15 protein-coding genes and 1 pseudogene are annotated in these 22,065 nt (G+C 41.6%); 4 read left to right on the top strand and 12 right to left on the bottom strand.

The window, feature by feature from the left end:
* Nucleotides 1-129: 129 nt before the first annotated feature.
* Both L1272_RS12730 and L1272_RS12725 read right to left on the bottom strand, forming a co-directional pair.
* Nucleotides 130-798, bottom strand: a complete 669-nt coding sequence (locus tag L1272_RS12730; RefSeq protein WP_235373571.1) for a DUF2987 domain-containing protein — start codon at nt 796-798, stop codon at nt 130-132.
* Entirely contained in the window at nt 791-1,609 is an 819-nt protein-coding gene (locus L1272_RS12725) for a glucosaminidase domain-containing protein (RefSeq protein WP_054553042.1), read from the bottom strand. The genes L1272_RS12730 and L1272_RS12725 overlap by 8 nt, the downstream gene beginning before the upstream one ends.
* Before the next feature lie 214 nt (nt 1,610-1,823).
* Here L1272_RS12725 and L1272_RS12720 point away from each other — a divergent pair, with 214 nt between their 5' ends.
* A complete protein-coding gene (locus L1272_RS12720) occupies nt 1,824-3,119 on the top strand; it encodes an anti-phage deoxyguanosine triphosphatase (RefSeq protein WP_054553041.1) in 1,296 nt (431 codons plus the stop codon).
* 101 nt (nt 3,120-3,220) lie between these two features.
* Nucleotides 3,221-4,312, top strand: a complete 1,092-nt coding sequence (locus tag L1272_RS12715; RefSeq protein ID WP_235373570.1) for a DUF481 domain-containing protein — start codon at nt 3,221-3,223, stop codon at nt 4,310-4,312.
* Nucleotides 4,313-4,392: 80 nt separating this feature from the next.
* Here L1272_RS12715 and L1272_RS12710 read toward each other — a convergent pair whose 3' ends face one another.
* The 6 genes and pseudogenes from L1272_RS12710 to L1272_RS12685 all read right to left on the bottom strand — a co-directional run bounded on the left by L1272_RS12710 (nt 4,393) and on the right by L1272_RS12685 (nt 10,427).
* The gene (locus L1272_RS12710) at nt 4,393-6,546 is read right to left on the bottom strand and encodes a prolyl oligopeptidase family serine peptidase (RefSeq protein WP_235373569.1); all 2,154 of its coding nucleotides are present in this window, start codon (nt 6,544-6,546) and stop codon (nt 4,393-4,395) included.
* Nucleotides 6,547-6,707: 161 nt separating this feature from the next.
* A pseudogene (locus L1272_RS12705) lies at nt 6,708-7,709 on the bottom strand (branched-chain amino acid aminotransferase); the annotation flags it as partial.
* Between the two features lie 178 nt (nt 7,710-7,887).
* The gene (locus L1272_RS12700; protein WP_054561314.1) at nt 7,888-8,676 is read right to left on the bottom strand and encodes an SDR family oxidoreductase; all 789 of its coding nucleotides are present in this window, start codon (nt 8,674-8,676) and stop codon (nt 7,888-7,890) included.
* 21 nt (nt 8,677-8,697) lie between these two features.
* Nucleotides 8,698-9,201, bottom strand: a complete 504-nt coding sequence (locus L1272_RS12695; RefSeq protein ID WP_235373567.1) for an Mpo1 family 2-hydroxy fatty acid dioxygenase — start codon at nt 9,199-9,201, stop codon at nt 8,698-8,700.
* A gap of 104 nt (nt 9,202-9,305) precedes the next feature.
* Nucleotides 9,306-9,710, bottom strand: a complete 405-nt coding sequence (locus L1272_RS12690; protein ID WP_235373566.1) for a hypothetical protein — start codon at nt 9,708-9,710, stop codon at nt 9,306-9,308.
* A 54-nt stretch (nt 9,711-9,764) separates the two neighbouring features.
* A complete protein-coding gene (locus tag L1272_RS12685) occupies nt 9,765-10,427 on the bottom strand; it encodes a Crp/Fnr family transcriptional regulator (RefSeq protein WP_235373565.1) in 663 nt (220 codons plus the stop codon).
* A 109-nt stretch (nt 10,428-10,536) separates the two neighbouring features.
* On the opposite strand from L1272_RS12685, the gene L1272_RS12680 reads away from it, so the two are divergent.
* Both L1272_RS12680 and L1272_RS12675 read left to right on the top strand, forming a co-directional pair.
* The gene (locus L1272_RS12680; RefSeq protein ID WP_166339371.1) at nt 10,537-11,826 is read left to right on the top strand and encodes an amidohydrolase; all 1,290 of its coding nucleotides are present in this window, start codon (nt 10,537-10,539) and stop codon (nt 11,824-11,826) included.
* A gap of 116 nt (nt 11,827-11,942) precedes the next feature.
* Nucleotides 11,943-12,572, top strand: a complete 630-nt coding sequence (locus L1272_RS12675) for a trimeric intracellular cation channel family protein (protein WP_063704772.1) — start codon at nt 11,943-11,945, stop codon at nt 12,570-12,572.
* Here L1272_RS12675 and L1272_RS12670 read toward each other — a convergent pair.
* From L1272_RS12670 to recC, 4 genes are read right to left on the bottom strand one after another with little or no spacing between them, the layout of a single operon-like run.
* Nucleotides 12,569-13,024 (bottom strand): GNAT family N-acetyltransferase, encoded by a 456-nt coding sequence (locus L1272_RS12670; RefSeq protein WP_235373564.1) that lies wholly within the window; start codon nt 13,022-13,024, stop codon nt 12,569-12,571. The genes L1272_RS12675 and L1272_RS12670 overlap by 4 nt on opposite strands.
* The gene (gene recD / locus L1272_RS12665) at nt 13,011-15,095 is read right to left on the bottom strand and encodes an exodeoxyribonuclease V subunit alpha (protein ID WP_442961837.1); all 2,085 of its coding nucleotides are present in this window, start codon (nt 15,093-15,095) and stop codon (nt 13,011-13,013) included. Before recD ends, L1272_RS12670 begins: the two co-directional genes overlap by 14 nt.
* Nucleotides 15,092-18,667, bottom strand: a complete 3,576-nt coding sequence (recB, locus tag L1272_RS12660; RefSeq protein WP_235373563.1) for an exodeoxyribonuclease V subunit beta — start codon at nt 18,665-18,667, stop codon at nt 15,092-15,094. The genes recD and recB overlap by 4 nt, the downstream gene beginning before the upstream one ends.
* On the bottom strand, nt 18,654-21,998 hold the full coding sequence (recC, locus tag L1272_RS12655; protein ID WP_235373562.1) for an exodeoxyribonuclease V subunit gamma: 3,345 nt from the start codon (nt 21,996-21,998) through the stop codon (nt 18,654-18,656). Before recC ends, recB begins: the two co-directional genes overlap by 14 nt.
* Nucleotides 21,999-22,065 lie beyond the last annotated feature (67 nt).

Genomic DNA, 22,065 nt, shown 5'->3' with positions numbered 1-22,065 from the left:
ATACGTCTAAATGCTGATATAAACTTTTGAAAAAAGAGACAAAATAACTATCTGTTTAACAACAAAAAAGGACCTATATAAGGTCCCTTTTGTCTATATTTAAACGTATTTTTGGCAGTATATAGTCCGTTATTTAACAATCCAAGGTGTGGCGCTGATAAGCTCAGCATGACTGTTTAACACTGTGTTATCGTCTTGCCAGTCATCTGTTACTTTTATTGAGCAACGCTGCTCTTTACAGCTAACCCCATTTGCCGAGATAGCGTCTTGGCCATTAAATTTAAGTACAACACCTTGTTGTTCAGGCAGCAAAAACCACATTAATTTGCTGACAAAAAAGCCCGACAAATCAGATAACAGCTCGTCAAATTCTTCATTTAACGTATATAAGTTCGCTTTACTGAGTTCAAAATCTGCCAAATCAGTCGCTTCAATTTGTAACTTTAATTGGCATTCATGTTTTGGATTTTCTGGTTGAACAACTATTACGGCTTTATCTGTATCAAGCTGCTTATCGAATGGTAAAAGTAGTTGAGCCTTATCTGTATAAGTTAGGTCAAACTCTTGTTTTTCTGTAATTATTTTACCTGATTTAATTGTGCATACTTCGTTGCTAGCAATATCAGACAAATAAAAGTTAACTTGAGCGTATTGAAATTCGCCTTTATTCACGACTTTTAAACGATCATAAAAGCCATCATAGGCAACAACAAATTCAGTTGCAGCTGCCTTGGTTGCAACTGTACCCAGCGCAACCGCGATGGTTGCTGCTTTTAACCATGGAAGGAGTTTATTCATCAAAGTAAGCTCTATTTTGATTTATCATAGTGTTTAATTCATCAATATATGCTTCACGGCGCTCAGAGTATGATAACAAACCTTGTGTTAACTTGGTTGCTTCTATAGGTTTTTGCTGGCGACGTAAATCGGCACGAATTAATCGTAAATCTTTATACGCAGCATGGGTATTAATATTTTTAAAATATGAGCTTACAGCAGCACGTACCGATTTAAATGCTGTCACTTCATGGGCCGCTTCGTTAGCACGGCGACGAGGAACCATGCCACAACCCTTTTTGTAACACCATTGACCGAAAAAGTTTAAACCAATCCGTGCAAAGCGTGACGTGCCCCATGCTGATTCATTTGCTGCTTGCATTAGCGCAAGCTCTTTAGGAATGATATCAACTCGACGTAGTGCTTGGGTAAGCGATAAAGTGTCAATAGTGTTAGGCAACTTGTAGCTGGTAAGAATTTTTTTAATATCTGACTTTTGCTTGCTCGTAAGCGGCTCATTGTACTCAAGCATCATGCGCGCAATTTCTAGTTTAGCTCGCTGCTGTAAAATTTTTTTATTTTCGGCCTCAACATGTGGGCGAATAAAATCAAAAAAAGCATGTTTCTTTTCTTTTACATCAGTAAATGCTGCAAAGTCAGGCAGTTTTACATTATGTAATGGTTTTTCTTTTTTGATTACGCGCTGGGTTCCGGTAGGCGTGCTCTGAGTTTGTTCAGATTCTTCAACTGTCACTTCTTTTTCGATAAATGGCGAAAATAACGCCCATGCAAAAAAAGCGGTTAATAAAGCTCGAAAAACGTACTTAAGCATGTATTCTCTCAAATAAACTACTACTCATGTGCGGTTAACTCACGCACACACAAAGGCGAAGTATACCAAAGCAGATGATTTTTAGCGAATTCAGCACTATAAAACCACCCATAAAAGGGACAAACTATTGACGTAACAGTGTAGTTTGCTCGCAATTTTCAAGCGCTTGCGTATACTGAAAAGTAAGCAAACAAGGAATAGGAAGGTTATTTTTATGTGCCAATCTTGGCAAGCTCGCATTATTAATCAACAAAAATATCGTCCAAACGATAACCGCTCAGCTTGGCAGGTTGACCGCTCTCGAATCATACACGCCGCAGCATTTAGGCGTTTGCAGGCCAAAACTCAGATTATGGGTATTGGCTTAAATGATTTTTATAGAACTCGTCTTACTCATTCTTTAGAAGTTGCCCAAATTGGCAGTGGTTTATTACGCCATTTGAAAAAGCAGCACCCTGAATTTACGAATTTTCCTAGCGGTAGTTTACTCGAAACCTTATGCCTTGCTCATGATATTGGCCACCCTCCTTTTGGTCATGGTGGTGAAATAGCATTAAATTACATGATGCGCGATCATGGTGGCTTTGAAGGTAACGCGCAAACACTTAGAATTGTCTCTAAGCTTGAGCCCTATTCAAATGGCTATGGCATGAACTTAACCAGGCGCACCTTGTTAGGTTTTATTAAATATCCAGCCTTCATTGATGATTTGTGGCACAGCATTCCACCTTTGAGCGAGCAGCGTAGCTTTATTAAAGCTGACCATTGGCGACCAGCTAAGGGGTTATACACCGACGATAAAGATATTTTCGACTGGATCATGGAGCCACTGTCTAATAACGATAAAGCACTGCTGAGCAGTCATTATAAGGTTGATGAATTTAGAGCCAAAACCCACTATAAATCGATAGACTCAGCAATTATGGAATTAGCTGACGATATTGCGTATGCCGTTCACGATTTAGAAGACGCCATAGCTACAGAGGTTTTAACGCTGGCTGATTGGCAAAATCATGCCCTTGTACAATTACAAGAGCTTGACTCTGCGTGGCTAACCACTCATTTAAGCTCGATAACCGCCAGACTCTTTTCTCATCACGAGTATGAGCGTAAAGACGCCATTGGTGAGTTGGTAAACACCTTTATTATTAACGCTCAGTTAGTTGTACAAAACGCAGATTTCGAATCTGAAATATTACAGTACACGGTGAGTCTTCCAGATGAATTTGCCGAAATTCTTAACGTGCTAAAACATTTTGTTTTTAAACGCTTAATTCGTGAGCCGAAGATGCAGCAAGTGGAGTTTAAAGGGCAAAACCTGCTGATTGAATTATTTAGTGCTTTTGCCAGCGACCCAATGCGCTTATTACCAGAAACAACGCAAGAAATGTGGCTAAATGCGAACCAACAAGGCGATAATGCGATGCGCATAATCTGTGATTATTTGTCAGGAATGAGTGACGAATACGCCTACAAAACCTATCAGCGGTTGTTTTTGCCATCTGCTTAAGTAATTTTTGAACACTATTTGATAGTATTCTAAAATTAAGCAGGTTATTAATAAATAATCGCACTTCTTTAGATGCATTCTATTTAACATGGATTGAAATAATGCTCAAAAAATACCTGCTCATCAGTGCAGCTGTTGCAAGTTCATTTGCTTGCTATAGCGCAGAAACACTTCCAGATCCGCTTCTCGAAGAGCGCGGAATCATAATTAAAGATGCCACCCACTTTGATTGGATACGGCTTAATTCTGGCGAATGGCTCAAAGGCGAGCTTGTCTCTTTGTACGACAAAGAAGTTGAGTTTGACAGCGACATTCTTGATACATTAATGATTGATCGCGAAGATATCTATATGATTATTTCAGATCGCCATCATACGGTTCGCTTTAACGATGGTAATGAGCTCAGTGGTACACTTAATATATCGGGCGGTTATGTAAAAGTTGGCGAACAAGACGCTAAATACCGTTATCGCGATTTAGTCTCAATTGCTCCCTCAGTTGAAAGCGAACTCAGTGCATGGACTGTAAAGTTATCCATGGGTGCAGATTTGGCCCGTGGAAATACTGACCAAACAGAGTATTCTGTTAAAGCTGACATAAAACGCCGAACTGCATCAAGTCGATTTTTATCTGAGATTTTAGGCTATCGCACCACCAGCGATGATCAAGTGACTAAAAACAATATTCGTGCTAACGGTACATTTGACTGGTTTTACACACAAAAAATGTATTATCGCCCTATTTTCTTCGAATACTATCGTGACCCGTTCCAAAATATCGCCAATAAATACACTGTCGGCGCCGGTGTTGGTTATTATGTGATAGATACCGACAAAACAGAATGGGATTTTACAGCGGGTCCCGCGTACCAAAAGACTCAATTCGATACAGTAGCTGCAGGGGAAGATAAGAGTAATTCGTCAATGTCTTGGTTTATATCTACAAATTATGAGTTAGAAGTCACCAAGAAAATCGATTTTTCATTAAATTATCGCTACCTAACTGCAAGCAGTGATGCTGGCGGTGACTCACAATATGCTTTGGCTGCGTTTGAATTTGAAATCACAGATGATATCGATTTTGATGTGTCATTAGTTTGGGATTACCTTGCCGACCCGATTGCCGATGAAAACGGTGTAGTACCAGAAAAAGAAGATTACAAAATGATTTTCGCATTGGGTATCGATTTATAATATCAATTCGCTTGATCGATACAAAAACGCCGAGCTAAGCTCGGCGTTTTTAATTTTAGTTAAGTAATATATACATTACCTTATAGCGATTTAACACCCATGTTGTAGAGGGTAAAGCCATAAATATCTGCGTATTGATCAATAATCTTACTTGTTGGTGTTCCTGCACCATGGCCTGCATTTGTTTCAATGCGAATCAGATACGGATTTTGTTTCGCACCTTTTTCTTGTAGCTCTGCTGCAAACTTAAATGAATGCGCAGGCACAACACGGTCATCATGATCCCCTGTTGTTACTAAGGTTGCTGGGTAGCTAACACCCTCTTTTACATTATGAACTGGTGAGTAACCTTTTAAGTACTCGAACATTTCTTTACTTTGTTCACTCGTACCGTAGTCATACGCCCAACCAGCACCGGCTGTAAAGGTGTGGTAACGCAGCATATCTAAAACACCTACAGCAGGAAGCGCAACTTTAAATAGCTCAGGGCGCTGTGTCATAACCGCACCAACTAACAAGCCTCCATTTGAGCCACCACGTACCGCTAAGTAATCAGGTGAGCTGTATTGTTTTTCGTTTAAGTACTCAGCCGCAGCAATAAAGTCATCAAAAACATTTTGTTTCTTAAGCTGTGTACCATTTACATGCCATTCTTTACCATATTCGCCACCACCACGAATATTAGCAACAGCATAGATACCACCGTGCTCAAGCCACGCCGCTACTGTAGGGCTATAACTTGGTGTTAGACTTACGTTAAAGCCACCATAGCCATATAAAATAGTCGGATTTTTACCGTTAAGCTCAGTGCCTTTTTTGTACGAAATAATCATCGGAACTTTGGTGCCATCTTTTGATGTATAGAACACTTGTTCAGAGATATATTCTTCGCTATTAAATTTAGCGCCCGACTTGCGGTACACATCAGACTTACCTGATTCAACATCAAACGAGTAGGTATTGCCTGGTGTAGTGTAATTCGTAAATGAGTAATACAGTGTTTGTGCATCGTGCTTGCCACTAAAGCCATATGCAGTACCTACACCTGGCAGGCTGATGTCGCGCACCAATTTACCTGATTTATCGTATTGTTTTACTTGCGAAATCGCATCAACCATATACTTAGCAAAGAAGTAGTCACCGCCTTTCGAAATGCTAAGTACATTGTCAGTTTCAGGGATTAAATCTTGCCAATTTTCAGGGCTTGGATCAGTTGCATCAACAGTCACTACACGCATATTGGGTGCGTTTAAGTTAGTCACCAAATACAGTTTTGAGCCGTCATTATCAATAATTGAGGTATCTGAGTCAGTGTTATTTAAAATCGTCACTAGCTCGCTGTCAGGCTTAGTTAAATCTTTGATAAACAGTTTATTACCTGAAGTTGAAGTACTTGCAGCAATAATTAAATAACGATTATCACGGGTCACATCAGCACCAATATAACGATGTTTCTGTGCCTCTGTGCCACCATAAACTAATTGGTCATCTGCTTGTGCCGTGCCTAACTTATGGTAGTAAACTTTATGTTGATCTGTTTTTGCAGACAGCTCACTACCCTTAGGCTTATCATAGCTCGAATAATAAAACCCTTCGTTGCCAAGCCAAGAGATACCGCTGAATTTTACATCGACTAATGCTTCTTCAATCGGCTGTTTAGTCGCTGTATCAATAATGATAATTTTACGCCAGTCACTGCCGCCTTCAGAGATTTGATAAGCCGCTAGCGTGCCGTCCTCTGTGAATGTTAAGCCCGACATTGAGGTTGTGCCGTCGCTACTGAAAGTATTTGGATCTAAGAATACCTCAGCTTCAGAGTCGCCTTTTTTACGATAAACTACGTACTGATTTTGCAGACCATCGTTTTTATAAAAGTAGGTGTACTCACCCTCTTTAAATGGCGCTGTGACTTTTTCGTAGTTCATCAACTTTTCAAGCGTAGTTTTTAGCTCATCGCGATACGGAATATTTTTTAGATAAGAAAAGGTAACGTCATTTTCGGCTTTCACCCACTGGGCTGTTTCGTCGCTCATATCGTCTTCTAACCAACGGTATGGATCGGCTACTTTTTCACCGAAGTACTCGTCAACAACATTGCCTTTTTTAGTTTCTGGATATTTCACAGCAGCTTTAACCTCTGCAGTTTTCACTGTTTGTTCTGTTTTTGTTGGGGTAGATTCACCGCAGCCCGCCAATGCAACAACAATTGCACATGCTAGTGTTTTCTTGATCATAATAAATTTACTTTTAGTTATTGTTAATAAAATGAAAGTAAAATTAAAGCATTAGAATGTCTAGTAATTTGCGGTTAAACACAGGAAGTGCTGTAAACCAATGTAAAAACAAAAAAGCCACGTAGTAACGTGGCTCTTCAAAGCATGTATTTGCTCAGCGATTATACTTTTGTTAACCAGCCATGAGTATCTGCTGATTTACCCCATTGAATATCATTCAATGCTTGGCGTAATTTAGCAACTTTCTCACCTGGTTCACCTGACCCCACTTTAAACTCTTGGTCGTTATGAGTAAGCGTGCCAACCGACGTCAGTACCGCAGCGGTACCCGATAATGCAGCTTCAGTACCTGGTTTAGCGGCTCTTTCTAGTAACTCAGACACAGTAAAGTTACGCTCAGATACAGTCATACCTAAATCTTTCGCAATCGTTAAAATACTATTACGCGTCACACCGTGTAAGAATGTGCTATCAAGTGCTTTTGTGATGATCTCATCACCATCAATTAGAATGAAGTTTGCAGCACCAGTTTCTTGTACATCACCACCAGGGCAGAATAAAATTTGGTCTGCTTGATGCTCTGAGCGAGCTTCTAAAATTGGACCTAATGCACTTGCATAGTTACCACCACTTTTAACCATTCCCATGTGTGGTGCACAGCGCATGCCGTCTTCTTCAAGTAATACACGTAATGCTGTAGCACCGCCTGAGAAATAATCACCTACTGGCGAAAGCAATACATAAAGCAAGGAACTCATTGACGGTGCAGCCGCTTTACCAATTGCCGCTTCTGTACCAATGTGAGTTGGGCGAATATACATTGAACCCGGCGGTGTTGGTGTTTCGTCTGCGTATTCTTTTACAATGTCTTTGATCATTTGCTCAAGCATGCTTTCGTCAAAGTCAGGTAAGTTAAGTAACTTAGAGCTTTGTTTCATACGCGCAATGTTAGCATCCATACGAAAGATATAGACCGAGCCATCTTCGTGACGAAATGCTTTTAATCCTTCAAAACAGGTGCTTGAGTAATGTAATACGTGAGCACCTGCATGTAATTCGATTTTATCAGATGGGACCAGCGCGCTTTCACTCCATGAGTTATCAGCAAAACGTGCTTGGATCATTTGTGGCATAAATACAGTACCAAATGCGGCCATTGTTGTTCTCTCTTGTTTGGACTACTTTTACCCCATTGTATGCTAATCCATCCCCGTTTAACCATAGCAAACTAGTGCCTTTTATCGATTAAAGTGATAATAATCCGACCATTTGGTACAAAAAATGCGCAACCCAAGTTGCGCATTGTTTACTGAGAATCATTCGCTAACAAATGACAATGGATTATCGGTAATTCATTTTTGCTGTGAGGCGATTAAAAAAGCCCGGGAAAAAACGCTTGATAGTCGGTGCTAAACCACTTATTCCTTCACCAATAACAACTTCATCTTTCTCGGCTTCAATGGCTTTAATCATTTTTGCAGCCGCTTTTGCCACATCCATGCCGTTTTCGATTGATTCCTCGGGCTTATTTTGCGGTTTACCTTGGCCATCTAACGAATTATGCGCAATGGCTGTTTTAATTGAACCCGGGCAAATAGTCAGGCAATTCACATTTTTGTCGGCTAGTTCTGCCCTTAAGCAATCCATAAAGCCCACAACTGCATACTTAGAGCCCGAATAACCAGTTCTGAATTTTGAACCGACTTTACCCGCTACACTGCTAATTGATACCACCATGCCCATACCTTGCTTCACCATCTGTGGTACGACCGCCTTAGTTAAAGCAATTAAACCAAAATAGTTTACTTCCATCAGTTGGCGATAAACCGTAAATTCGTTTTCTAAAAATAGACTACGCTGCGACACCCCACCGTTATTGATAAGCACATCAATGCGGCCAATTCGCTCGATCACTGCTGGCATATCTTCAAGTAAGGCTTCGGGCTTTGCCAAATCAAGGGCGACCACATGATGATTACCGCCGAGTCTTGTATTAAGAGCGTTGAGTTTTTCCTCATTACGGGCAGACAGTACTAGCGTTGCCCCTTTTGCCGCCAATTGCTCACAAAGTGCCTCACCAATTCCAGAAGATGCCCCAGTAACCCAAACTGTTTTACCATTTAATTGCATGTGTGTTCCTTATTATTGTTGTTATGCTTTATTAGGCCCTGCATGTTGTTCGATATGATCAGCAATATCTTTATAAAAACCAAGCATAATCAAGAACTCTGCTAATACAAATAACGGCCCTATGACCAAACCAATTAAATCATCAACAAAGGCTGGCTTTTTACCTTCAAAATAGTGACCAATAAACTGAAACACCCAACCAACAACGAAACTGCCAATGCTCACAGCTAGCCATAACTCTGTTGAAAGCGACACCACAGGCTCAGCAGCAATGCTTAACAAAATTAAGCATACAGCCATAATTAACCCCAAAGATAAGCTAAGCATTAAGTAATAAAGACAGGTGAGCGCAATTACCACGGTTGCCAAGGAGATAACAGCAGGCTCTGAGATAAGCGTGACGCGTTGCAATAAACAAATAATTGCAAACACAATTAATGGGATGCCGATAAAGTGAGTGACAATATTGCGTTTAGAACGGTGATAGAGGGCGTAATTTGTCAGTTGTTGTTTTAATGTTTTCATTGTTTTTCCTGCCAAAACTGTGTTCAAAATTCAGATTAGCAGAAAATTCACCGCCAAGAATGTCAACTAGACGACATTTAAAGTTGCTAGCTTAAACTCACACATTAAACCAGCGCATCAATAACCTTGCCTTTTTCAGCTTCTGGTCGCATATCCATGCGTTCGCGACCTTTTTGATACTCTTCATCGAGCATCGCTTGCAGCTCATTCATTTTTTCTTGCAGTGCTTTAGTATCGGCACCTTGTTGTTGCATTTGTTCAGCAAGCTTCCCTATTTGCGCTTTTATTTCATCAATTTTCTCTTTATCAACCCCGAGCCGCTGATAAACCAAAGCTTCTTGAGCTTGTGCTAAAAAAGAGCTGGACTCAGGCTGCTTTTGTAAAAGTTGTTGTGCTGAAGATGCTGGCGTATGCATGGCTTTCACACCCTCAGTGCGAGCCGTTTGCGACAGCTTAGCAGCAGCCGAAGCGTGATAAGGGTTATATTGATTATGAAATGTAATTGCCACAAGTTGTCTTCCATTTAAGCTTGATTACAACTTTGTAGCAATTTTAGTTCCAAACTAGCATTGAGATTGCAATTTATCGATATCAATAATTTCAATCGATTGATATTTAAGATTAATAATTGAATCAGCTTGCAGAGATTGTAATATTTGATTAATAGTTTGCCGTGTTAAATAAGTCATATCGGCAAGTTGTTGCTGGGTAAGCGGCAAACAGCTTTGGTGTGACGATTGAAAAAGCATGCATAACCGCTTACTCACCTTTTGCTTTGCTGTAAGGAGTGCGTGATCTTCTAATGAGTCAAACAGGTTTCGCACTTTATTGGTAAGCAGCAGACCAAAATCATGCCAATAAGCAGGATGCTCTTGTAATAACTGAGTTAATGCCCGCTCAGGTACGTGTAAAAGTCGTACCGCAGTTTGAGCATACACATCGTGGGTGCGTTTACCACCATCAAACAAAGCCACTTCACCAAACCACATAGCACCGGTTACAAAACTGAGCACGGCTTCTTTGCCTTGGCTATTGACCCCAGAAACTCTAAGCACACCATTAATAACACAATACAGACCGGTATTTTCATCACCACGCAAAAACAATGCATCACCCGCATTTAAGGTGATTAATTTAGCATTTTTTACTAGCTTGTCCCTAAATAATTGTGTGCGATTTTTAAACCATTTGTCTTGGTTAATTACCGAAAGGTATTGTTCATTCAAGTGTTTATCCTTTACATTGGTGTAGTGTGCATATATCCAAGCCACCTCAAAATGCAGAATTCAGCGTTTCACAGGTTGTTTGGATATCTAAATAATAAAAGGATACGGGATGTTAAACAAACTACTTTCGACCAGCCTACTTCTCAGTGCTATTTCTACCCCTGCATTTGCGAGTGATGTTAATACTGAACTTAAATCTGCCAATAAAAGCGTCAGCGAAAAAGTTATTAAATGGCGCCGTCATTTACACCAATACCCAGAGCTTAGTAACCGTGAGTTTGAAACAGCCAAATACGTGGCTAAGCATTTACGTTCGTTAGGCCTTGAGGTTCAAACAGGTGTGGCTCATACCGGTGTGGTTGCCAAACTTAAAGGGGGCAAAAAAGGCCCGCTTATTGCGCTGCGTGCAGATATGGATGCACTACCTGTAAAAGAGCAAGTAGACTTACCTTTCGCGTCAACTCAAACAACAGAGTACAAAGGCAATACCGTTGGCGTAATGCATGCCTGTGGTCATGATAACCATGTGGCTATTTTAATGGCAGCCGCTGAGTCTTTAGTAAAAATTAAAGAAGAGCTCGCGGGTGATATTCTGTTTGTCTTCCAACCTGCTGAAGAGGGTGCTCCTGATGGCGAAGAAGGCGGTGCAGAGCTTATGCTTAAAGAAGGCTTATTTAAAGAAAAGCCAGAAGCCGTATTTGGTTTACACGTAACCAGTTCACTTAATACCGGACAAATTGGTTTTCGTGAAGGGCCGCTAATGGCCAGCGCCGACAAATTTACAATCACAGTAAAAGGTCGCCAAACTCACGGCTCACGCCCTTGGAATGGGGTTGACCCAATTGTGGCGTCATCACAAATTATTATGGCAACACAAACTATTGCCTCACGCCAAGTTGATGTAACCAAAGCACCTTCTGTGGTTTCATTTGGTGCCATTAATGGCGGTGTGCGTAACAACATCATTCCTGATCAAGTTGAAATGGTTGGCACAATTCGTACCTTTGACCAAGAAATGCGTGCTGACATTAAAAAACGTTTAGCTAAAACCGCTGAGATGGTAGCTGAATCAGGTGGCGCAGAAGCACATGTTCACATTGACCATGGTTACCCAGTAACAGTGAACGATGTTGAATTAACCAAGAAAATGACACCAACTCTTGCTGGTGTGGTTGGCAAAGAAAACCTGATCACAACGCCACTTATCACAGGTGCCGAAGACTTTAGTTACTACGCCTTAGAAACACCAGGCATGTTCTTTTTCTTAGGTGTCACACCAAAAGGTCAAGATGCAGTCACAGCACCAAGTAACCATTCACCACACTTTTTTGCAGACGAAAAAGCCTTACAGCTTGGCGTAAATGCAATGACGCAATTAGTGGTTGATTACCTAAAATAATAATTATTTTCTTACCGGCGGGTGACATCACTACCCGCCCTATTTTCTTAGCTGTTCAGCATCAATAAAGTTCATTTTGCTAGGGTTTAGTTACTATAAACAGGTAAGGAAGCCCCATGACATCAGAATACTTTCATTTTTTAAGCATTATCGGTGTAGCGTTTTTTGCTATTTCTGGCACCTTGCTGGGCCATGAAAAAAGTGTTGGTGGTTTTGGTGTGGTGGTTGTTGCCACAGTTACCGCCTTGGGTGGTGGAACACTTCGAGACATATTGCTTAACAAACCGGTATTTTGGATAGCTCAGCCCGATTATTTGTACGCAACTTACATAGCCATATTCGCGTCTATTCTATCAATTCGTCACTTACCCGATTTAAGTAACACCACCATGCTATTAATGGATGCTGTAGGGATGGCTATTTTCAACATTATTGGTATCGAAAAGGCACTGATTGGTGGCGCAGATATGATTGTTGCCATCACCATGGGCATGACCACGGGTATTTTTGGTGGCCTGATGCGTGATGTGATCTGTAGAGAAGTGCCTCTGGTAATGGGCGAAGAGCTCTATTCAACCGCTTGCTTATCTGGCGGGTTAACTTACGCGGCTTTATTCACCCTTGAGGTGAGTTATATTTGGTGCATTATTGGCGCATTTACGGTGACTGTATGTTTACGATTAGGCGCCATACACTTTGGCTGGCAACCTAATCTGTTTCGTAAAAGCAGCTTTAAACGCTCTTAGCAGGTCATATAAATACAACCATCGAGTGGCATGTCAGCGGGGTATTGGGTTTGAATAAACCCCATTTTTTCATAAGTTGTTTTAGCAAGGGTATTATGGGTATATACAAACAACGACAAGCTATCACACTGCAACTGCTGTTTGCCCTGCTCTCCTAGTAAATTTATCAACACTTTCGCAAGACCTTTGCCTCGCTCACTTGGCGCGATAACTAGCCGTCCTAAATGGCAACGACCTTCACGTAGATAGTATTGACCAAACCCTAACATCTGGCCTTCGTCATTAACCAACGCGTAGGAATTCAGCGCATCTAGGTTTAAATCATTTTTAAAGCTTTGCGTATCAAATGGGTAATTAAAAAATGGCCCAGACCAAATACGCAGTTCAGCCTCTGAGTTAAACCAACCCATTAACTCGTTGAGTTGATCACTCGTTACTTTAACTAGCTTCATGTTTTAACCTATCGTATAAACCCGATGCACGAGTAACAGATTTATTCATTGCCATAAGCAATACATTTTTATCTGCCACCAGCTCAAATGTGGTTTTCGCGCGGGTGATACCCGTGTAAACCAATTGCCTATTAATGCCCTGATTAGCCTGTTTTATTGGTGGTAAAATCATTGCTGTGTAAGCAAATTCAGAACCTTGCGACTTATGAATTGTCATGGCATACACTTTGTCGTGAGCTGGTAAGCGTGCGGGCGAAAAGGCACGAATATTTTCTTGTTCATCAACAAACATGGCTTTTAACTGACCTTGCTCATCGTGCATTAAAATACCTATGTCGCCATTAAACAGTTTTAGCTGGTAGTCGTTTTGGCTGATCATAATTGGCATACCCACGTAATGCCTTTGATATGGCGAGATTAAACCTTGTTGAGCCAGTGCTTTTTCAATACGCTGATTAAGGCTATTTACACCATAATCGCCCTCTCTGACTGCAGCTAACAACTGATAATGCGCAAATGATCTATGCACACTGGCAACACTTGCCCCTTGCTGGATAAGCTGCAAATAATCGTGATATTGCAACGCCGCTTGTTGCACAAATTGCTCAATCGGTTTACTAATTACGCTGTAATTAAGTTTAAGGTCTTTAAAGCCACCTTGATTAATCGTTTGCTCAACATAGCCCAGTAAGCCACTGTTATTGGTATTTACAGCTTGAGCTAATTGACCAATGCCGCTGCTGCCATCAAAACGATAACTTTGCTGTAAAAACGCAATACAATCGTTAAGTACAAAATGACTGCTTGCCGCGGGTATTTCGCTCTGATTATTAAAACAAACGCGATTAAGCTGCGCTGCTCTTTCACTGCTGTAATCAGGCATTTTGCCAAGCTCTAGCCCTTGGCATAGGTCGCTAAGAATACTGCCCGTATCAACCGAGGCTAATTGGTCTTTATCACCGAGTAAAATAAGCCTTGCATGGCTCGGTAATGCCTCGATGAGTTTTGCCATAAGTGACAAATCAACCATTGATGCTTCATCAATGATCAGTACATCTAAATGCAGCGGGTTACGCTTGTTATGGCGAAACTTATTGGTATGCGGAATAACACCCAGTAAACGGTGAATCGTTTGCGCACTGTCAGGAATAAGTGGCGCGATATTATTAGGGATCATACTGAGCTTTTGCTTTGCCCCTAAAATCGACTCGGTTAAACGCGCTGCTGCTTTGCCTGTCGGTGCAACCAGCTTAATTGTTAGCGGCGCACTGGCATACAAAGATTGTAATATGGCTAGTAGCTTAGTTACCGTGGTGGTTTTACCGGTACCCGGGCCGCCAGTGATCACACTAAAGCCTTTTGTTGCAGCAATTGCACAGGCTACTTTTTGCCAGTTTAATGTTTTAATAGGATCGCTTGGGTTTGTTGTATGTTCACTATTAGGAAAATACACCTCAAGTAATGCGGTTAATTCGGCTTCATCAAGTGTGAGTTCTTTCGTTGCTAAATGATGTAAACGCGAAGCCAGTGTGGTTTCGTACTCTGCCAATCGGGCAAAGTAAAGTTTATTCGCAAACAATAGCAGTGGTTTGTCGTCCCCGACACACTCAGCATTCATTAGTTTATTAACGGCCTCAGAAAGGCCAAATTCTGTCGCAAACGGGGTTAAAACCTCAGGGGCTGCAATGCTGGCATCAGCTAGGCTTTGCTGTTTAATTTCAAACGGGTTTTGCCAGTTTATATTCACGAGCTCTAAACAACTGTGCTGACTTTGCTGCGCGGCCGCAAGCAATAAAATCAGGTAAAAAACCTCACTATGCGCTGCTTTGTTATTCTCTATCAACGATTGTGAATCGGCTACTGTTTCTGTGCCAGTCAATAGCTCTGCTAGTTTCACATCAACTAAGCGAATACGTTTTGCTTCAAGTAAATAACTCAGTAAAGGCTGCGTTTTAAGCTCTGTGGCAGGTAACACTGAATCGCTTTGGGCATGTTGTGCTGGCTGCTGTGGTTGCTTATTCATTGGCTCGTTTGGCTCATGGTAATCAAAGCCGAATGTCATTTGACTCATAGCATGGCTCCTTGTGCGAATAAGCTATCAAGCTCAGTTATTTGCTGTTTTGTTAGCTGATTGAAATACACCCCTTGCCCTTCGCTCATACCACGTAAGAAGGTGTAGTAAACACCGCCTAAATGCGTATCGCTATCGTAATCTTGAATACGTTGTTTTAATAAGCGGTGCAATGCCACGGTATATATCAAATACTGCAAATGATACTGGTGACTGGTCATGGCTTGCTCTAGTTGCTCATGTTGGTAGTCAGCCGCACTATTGCCTAAAAAGTTCGATTTATAATCAAGAATATAATACTTACCCTGCCAGCAAAATATTAAATCTATAAAGCCTTTTAGTAAGCCTTGCACCTCACTAAAATCAAGCTGCCCGGGTAAGTTAAAATGTTTAACTAAAACCTGGTTAAGCTTATCGCTTGAGAGTGATAACAAGGGTAAGTTAAATTCCATTTCGACCAAACAGGTATCGGGCTCAAGTACTGATAAACTAAGCCCTTTATCGTTTAATGGGCAACTCAGTGCAGCAAGGATCCACTGCTCGGTCATTTCCTGCCAGCTATCGTCAATATGGTATTTTTCGAATAACGTTTTGATCACTTTATCTAGTGCGTGGTCGTCTTGCTCAGTGGCTGGACGCTTTAACGCATAAGGGTCAGTAAAGTCTAATTGCTCAAATATTTCATGCAAACAACTACCTGGCTTTGCCCCTTTAGGGAAGCTGTAAGGAGTTAAAGCATTGGCGTTTTGGGGTAAAAACTCATCTTTTTCGTGGTCTTCATCACTGCGGCCAAGCTCTATATGATCAGTATGCTTTTTCAGCGTTAAGCTACTAAAGCTGGTTGAGCGCCAATCACGCTGAATGTCTGCTTTTACAGTATTAACTTGATAGGCTTGCTCACTGTCTGCACCAGCAAATGTTAACTTTTCTAGCTCATCTGCTTGGCTAAACGCCTCATAGTACATGTGCGCAGAGTCTTCACAAAATTGTTGTAACAACGCGCGCCATTCATCGCCCGATTTAATCTCTAACCCTGCAAATAATACGTGGCCAATGCTGGTACTTTGAATACCAGGGCGAGCACTGCGACCTTGGGCAATGTTATACATCCCCACAGAACAAAAATGCACGGCACGAGTCAATGCTACGTAAAGTAAGCGTAAATCTTCAGCTAAGCGCTCTTGCTCTGCTTTTTGCATTGCGTCGTCACTTTTAGCAAGGTCATAAATCAGCTTACCGTCTTTATGGTAAAGGGCTTCATTGCTTTCGCGATAACCGCAGGCAAACGGCATGAATACAATCGGGTACTCTAAGCCTTTTGAGGCGTGCATGGTGACAATTTTCACCAAATTAGCATCGCTTTCTAGGCGAACTTGCACCGCTTCGCCATCTTGTTGACTGACTTTTTGCGCAAACCAACGCAGCAATCTGTGGGTGCCCTCAAGCTCAATTTGCTTTTGCTGTAAGATTTCACCTAAATGACGGAAATCGGTGAGCCAGCGTTCAACGTTGTAGCCTAAGCCTTGCCAGCGCGCTGCAAGTTGATTATGGCTTAATAAACGCTCTAGCATCGCCATTGCGCCTTGTTTATGCCAAATGTGGGCAAGCTGAGCAAAAAAGTTTAGATGTTCTTGCCATGCACTTTCATTTTCGTGAAGCTCATAAATACGGTTGTAGCTTAAACAAAACAATGGCCCTGCTAGTACACCACGCAGTAATGATTCATCATACTGTCCATGCAATGCCGTTAAAAAGTTCAGTAAATGATGACTAAGCTCTTGGTTAAACACACTATCACGGGATAAATACACGCTGGCAATGGCGGCTTCTGCCAGTGCTGTTTTCATCAACTGTGCTTCGTTTCGGTCACGCACTAACACACAGATATCAGCGGCCGTGAGAGGTTTTCCTGCAATAGTCGCATGGCCTGCATTAGCTTGCTTGAGTAGTTCAGTGATTTTTTTCGTATATTGCAAAGCCAATGCTTGTTGAGCAACCCCTTTGCTGGTTGGCTTGTTGTTAGCTTCGGCGTATTCATCAACAAAAACCGAAAATTCAAACGCACTTGGCATTTCACCGTTTATTAAAAACGCTTTTTCTTGCTGTTTTCCTTTGGCATTGACCTTTTGAAATGGGATCGCATCGTTATAAATAAAGCTATTTTTATTTTTAGCAAATAAGCGGTTTACACTATCAACAACCCCTTCACTTGAGCGGTAGTTGGTATCTAGGGTGTATTGCTTGCCCTCTGAAACAGCTTGTTTTGCACCAATATAAGTAAAAATATCTGCACCACGGAATCCATAAATAGCCTGTTTAGGGTCACCTATCATGGCAAGCGTGGTGTTTTTATTGCCATAAATACGGCTAAAAATGCCATATTGAACTGGGTCGGTATCTTGGAATTCGTCAATCATGGCAACCGGAAATAAAGCGGCAATTTTTTCACTTAATGCTTGGCCTTGCTCACTTAAAAGCGCTTGATGCAAATTACTCAGTAAGTCATCTGGAGTAATAACGCCTTGCTCTTGCTTGCGTTTAGCTAATGCACTTGCCACCCATTTAGCAGCATATTGCACTATCGCAATATTCAATCCGTTATTGATAAGGCTACTCAGTTCAGCCATTTCATCAAACTGAGCCAGCATTGCATGACTCAGCAAGCTGCCGTTTTTCTTATAATTTGCAGGGTCGCTTAAATTCTCTGTGCTCCACACTTCGAACGAGTATTTACTGGTACCAAATACAAAAAATAGCTCATCATTGTTTATATACTCTTCAAGCGCAGCAAGGCTGTTTTTTCGACCTGGAGTTTTTGAGCCACTTAAATCAGACGCTTTTACGGCATTAATAAATTCACTATCACGGCACGCCGTTTTAAATGCTGGTACTTTTGCCACAAAGTTGTCGCGCGCTTGCCATATTTCATCAAGGTTATACTCAGGGGTAATTGTTGCCCCTTGTTTATTGAGTAAACTCACCACCTGTGAGTACAGTGACGCAGGCACAGGGAAAATATCGGTAATTGCTTGCGTGCGCTCTTTCGATTGTGGGTAAACAAAAGCACGCCAAAAGTCATTAAGGGTTTCTTGAATAAGCTCACGCTCATCTAAAATAAACTCTAAGTTAAACGCCACCCCTGATTCAAAAGCATGTTGTTTCAGCATTCGCTGACAAAAGCCATGAATAGTGAATATAGCGGCTTCATCCATCGACTTTGCCGCGGCGTCTAGCAAATCAAATGCGGCGTGTTTGTCAGTCACCTCGTTAATTACTTGCTCAATCAGCTCATCATCGGGCTTTTTACCAAGCAGTGCATCTCTGGCATTGATTATACGCGCCCGTACACGGTCTTTAATTTCTTGAGTTGCGGCCTCGGTGAAAGTCACCACCAGTATTTGCTCAACACTTAGAGGCGTATTTAATTGTTCATCTTCACCAGTCGCTTTTTGTAAGCCCAACAAATACCGTAAATACAAACCTGTAATGGTGTAGGTTTTACCTGTACCGGCACTGGCTTCAATAAGGCTTTGCCCACACAGCGCCATACTCATTGGATTAAGCGTTTGCATGATCTGCCTCCTGTGCTAATTCAACAATTGGCGATAACAGCAGCTCGCTCCATTTTATAAACTCTTCTTCACAGTCTTTAAGGCTTTTAATGGTTAAGCGAATGTATGGGTTTTCACCTTCACCTATGCCTATGTATTGCGGCGCGAATTTATTGTTTGCTTTAACCATGTCTTTATCTGTTTTTATGTACTCGTAACCACTGACCGGAAAAAACGCCACTGGGCGAGTTAAAAGCGTTTCATAAAGCGAGAACCAATCGTTTAAATACTTGCGGGCATCGTCTTCTGACAAGGGTGAAAAACTAATTTGCTTGTCTAAACCAAGAATAAGGGTTTCGACTGGCTGACCCATTATTTGCGCCGCTAAATGATGCACAAAGCCACGAATTACATCTTTTGCTTTAATACTGGCGGTGCGATAAAACACCTGTTTTTGACCATAAATATGATTTAACCAACCCTCTAGTGTGGTATTGGCTATTTTAATATTTACTTCAACGGGTAATGCTTCATCACCTTGAATATGCGCTTTTACTTGCCCAGCAAGCGCATCAACTCGGTGCTGCATACTTTCAAACACAAGATCGCCAACATGGGCTTGAGGTAATTCACCGCGCTGCATAATTTGCGCTTTGTTAAGCGGTAGCTCTTGAATGCTCGCTTCGAGAATTTCGTCAAGGTAAAAGTAGCGGCGTAATGCGTCTAAACTAAATGGCTCTTCATCTTTAGCAATATCGTTAAATTGCGGTAAGCGTAAACCCAAACTTTGTTGATAAAAGCTCTCGTGCGGCTGGCAAATACTGCGAATAAACTGAGTTAACTCAACACTGCTTTCTGGCTGTACACTAAGCGCTTTCTGTGGCTCAGGGTTAACAGCTTGAGTTGGCATCCACACAGGGTTATAGCTGTGTAATTGTGTGGCTAACTGTTTGTTTGCTTTTTGCTCGTCATCAGTTTGGCTTTTATTACCTTCTTTGTTAGTGGTCAGATAATAAGCCGGGTTAAATGGCTGTAAGTGCTGATAATTAATCAGCGCCTCTGGTAGCTTTAAGTGAGTGTCTTGATCAGCAAACTCAAAGCTACGGGCTATGTATTCCAAAAGCTCGCTCACTAAAGTTGAGGGCATTCTTGGTTGGTTATCAAAACAAGAACGGCCAATATAACTGATGTATAAATTCTCACGGGCACTTAAAATCGCTTCTAAAAACAGGTAACGGTCATCAAGTTTGCGAGAGCGGTCGCCTTTTTGGCGTTTTGAGAAAGGCACTAAGTCAAAACCGATTGGCTGAACGGTACGCGGGTAATCTGCATCATTTAAACCTAGCATGCACACCACTTTAAATGGCACCGCACGCATTGGCATCAACGTACAAAAGTTTACTTGCCCCACTAAAAAGCGCTGCCCTACGCCTTTTTCTTGAATACCTTGTTTAACCAAGTAACTCACAATACGCTGCGAAACGGCTTGTTGGTAATCGCCATTGTCATAATGCTTAATCAATGTATCGAGCACTTTTTGCAGCACTAATAAATCCCAGCTTTGTTCGCCTTCATCGCTGTATATATCGTTTAATAACTCTTTTAGAATATCTGCCTTTTCGTTAAGCGGTGCATCAGCTTGCAACTTAGTTTTATAACGGGCCAGTACATCAATAAATTCAATAAGTTTATTTAAGGTATTCAGTGCCATACCTTCAACTTCATCGGCGCTGTAAATCCCCGAAAACGGCAATTGCTCATCACGTTGTGCAACACCTAATAACAAGCGGTTTAAGCCATGTTGCCAGGTATTTAAATCTATCGCGGGTAAGCCAAAACTGTCTTTGTGGGCTGCATCTAAGCCCCATTTAACGCCAACACGCTCAAGCCAAAAACCAATTTGCTCATATTCATGGGATTCGAGGTTAAACTTCTCGGCAATTTGTGTGACTTGCAGTAAATCAAGAATGTCAGACACACCAAAGCGTGAGTAAGGTAAATCGGCTAAACTAGCAAACGAGCTAAGTACTGGTTTTTCTTGCTCTATCGCTAAATCGGCTAACGCATAAGGAATAAAACGTCGCCCTTCGGCACCACCAAACACCGCCTCAATATACGGGCTGTATGTGCCAACATCTGGCATCATTACAATAATATCTTTTGGTGTTAGCGCTTTATTTTCATTGAATAAATTGAGTAAGTAATCATGTAGTCGTTCTACTTCACGAAGTGGCGTGTGACAATCGCTCAGCACAATGCTGGTATCGTCTGCCTGAATTGGCAACTTGCCTTCGTCATTAATAAACCATTCTTTATCAGGCGTTAATGACTCACCCTTAAAAGCTAATTGGTAAATTTCTGACTGTATTTGCGATAACAAGCTTTGATCAAACTCGTTATCGAATCCGTCAAGCCACTGCGCATCTAGTTGCAGTAACTGTTCAAAATAGTCTCGGCCTAATTTACCCCACGACGCGAGTAACGGGTTACCAATAAAAAAGTACTCGTGATCAGGGTTTTTAGCGCTGTCTTCAAGCGCTTGCAACTGCGGGCGTTTAGCATATTTAGCGGCAATCTTGGCTGCTGTTTTTTCATCGAGTGTGTCGCCCCAATAATGCTCACTCGGGTTAAAGAAAAACAAAAACACCTGCGTTTTTTTCGCAATGGCCTGAAATACTTCAAGCTGGCTACTCGCAATTGCAGAAATACCAAATAAAGTAATGCGCTCAGGTAATAGGCTTGCGTCCATTTCTTCAAGGGCTGCAAGGAGTTTGTCTTGCATATTGGCGCGGTGATATTGGCTTTGCCCTAGTTCTTTACTGTGCGCCACCAGCTTACGCCAGAGATCTGGCTGCCATGGTGCAATGCCCACATCAACATCATCAAGTTCATCGATGCCCTGCTCCCAAGTGGCAATCCAATTGGGGCGATACATTAAATATTGGTCATAAACGTCGGCAATTTTCTCGCACAAAGCAAAGGTTTTTTGCCCTTCACTGTCACCATCTAAATAGGTTTTAAGTGGTAAGTACAGCGGCTCATCAATGCAGTTTGGTAAAATAGCAAACAGCTTCCAAGCAAGGTTCGCTTTGTTATACGGTGATTCACTGGGTACATCAGGCAATAATTGTTGGTAAAGCTGCCATATAAAACTCGAAGGCAGCGGAAAATCAACCTGAGCGGCAATCCCTAAGTGTTCACTTAAACCTATTTTTAGCCACTGCGACATACCCGGTGACTGCACGAGCACAATTTCTTTTTTAAAAGGGCTCGTTAGCGGATTAACTTTAAGAAGAGCGTGAAACCGCGCTTGCAGTGCTTCCATGCGATTTGATTGAATTATATTCAGCACTTTACACTGTCCTTGCTTGAAACTAACTAATTGACACAGTGTAAGATATTTTAATTAGATGGGATAG

Source organism: Pseudoalteromonas sp. PAST1 (assembly GCF_021532515.1).
GTDB lineage: Bacteria > Pseudomonadota > Gammaproteobacteria > Enterobacterales > Alteromonadaceae > Pseudoalteromonas > Pseudoalteromonas simplex.
This window is presented reverse-complemented; position numbering and strand designations above follow the sequence as displayed.

Excerpts from the sequence above, each read along its gene's own strand:
- L1272_RS12730 (WP_235373571.1), bottom strand. The coding sequence starts at position 798 with ATGAATAAACTCCTTCCATGGTTAAAAGCAGCAACCATCGCGGTTGCG.
- L1272_RS12725 (WP_054553042.1), bottom strand. The coding sequence starts at position 1,609 with ATGCTTAAGTACGTTTTTCGAGCTTTATTAACCGCTTTTTTTGCATGG.
- L1272_RS12720 (WP_054553041.1), top strand. The coding sequence starts at position 1,824 with ATGTGCCAATCTTGGCAAGCTCGCATTATTAATCAACAAAAATATCGT.
- L1272_RS12715 (WP_235373570.1), top strand. The coding sequence starts at position 3,221 with ATGCTCAAAAAATACCTGCTCATCAGTGCAGCTGTTGCAAGTTCATTT.
- L1272_RS12710 (WP_235373569.1), bottom strand. The coding sequence starts at position 6,546 with ATGATCAAGAAAACACTAGCATGTGCAATTGTTGTTGCATTGGCGGGC.
- L1272_RS12700 (WP_054561314.1), bottom strand. The coding sequence starts at position 8,676 with ATGCAATTAAATGGTAAAACAGTTTGGGTTACTGGGGCATCTTCTGGA.
- L1272_RS12695 (WP_235373567.1), bottom strand. The coding sequence starts at position 9,201 with ATGAAAACATTAAAACAACAACTGACAAATTACGCCCTCTATCACCGT.
- L1272_RS12680 (WP_166339371.1), top strand. The coding sequence starts at position 10,537 with ATGTTAAACAAACTACTTTCGACCAGCCTACTTCTCAGTGCTATTTCT.
- L1272_RS12675 (WP_063704772.1), top strand. The coding sequence starts at position 11,943 with ATGACATCAGAATACTTTCATTTTTTAAGCATTATCGGTGTAGCGTTT.
- L1272_RS12670 (WP_235373564.1), bottom strand. The coding sequence starts at position 13,024 with ATGAAGCTAGTTAAAGTAACGAGTGATCAACTCAACGAGTTAATGGGT.
- recD (WP_442961837.1), bottom strand. The coding sequence starts at position 15,095 with ATGAGTCAAATGACATTCGGCTTTGATTACCATGAGCCAAACGAGCCA.
- recB (WP_235373563.1), bottom strand. The coding sequence starts at position 18,667 with ATGCAAACGCTTAATCCAATGAGTATGGCGCTGTGTGGGCAAAGCCTT.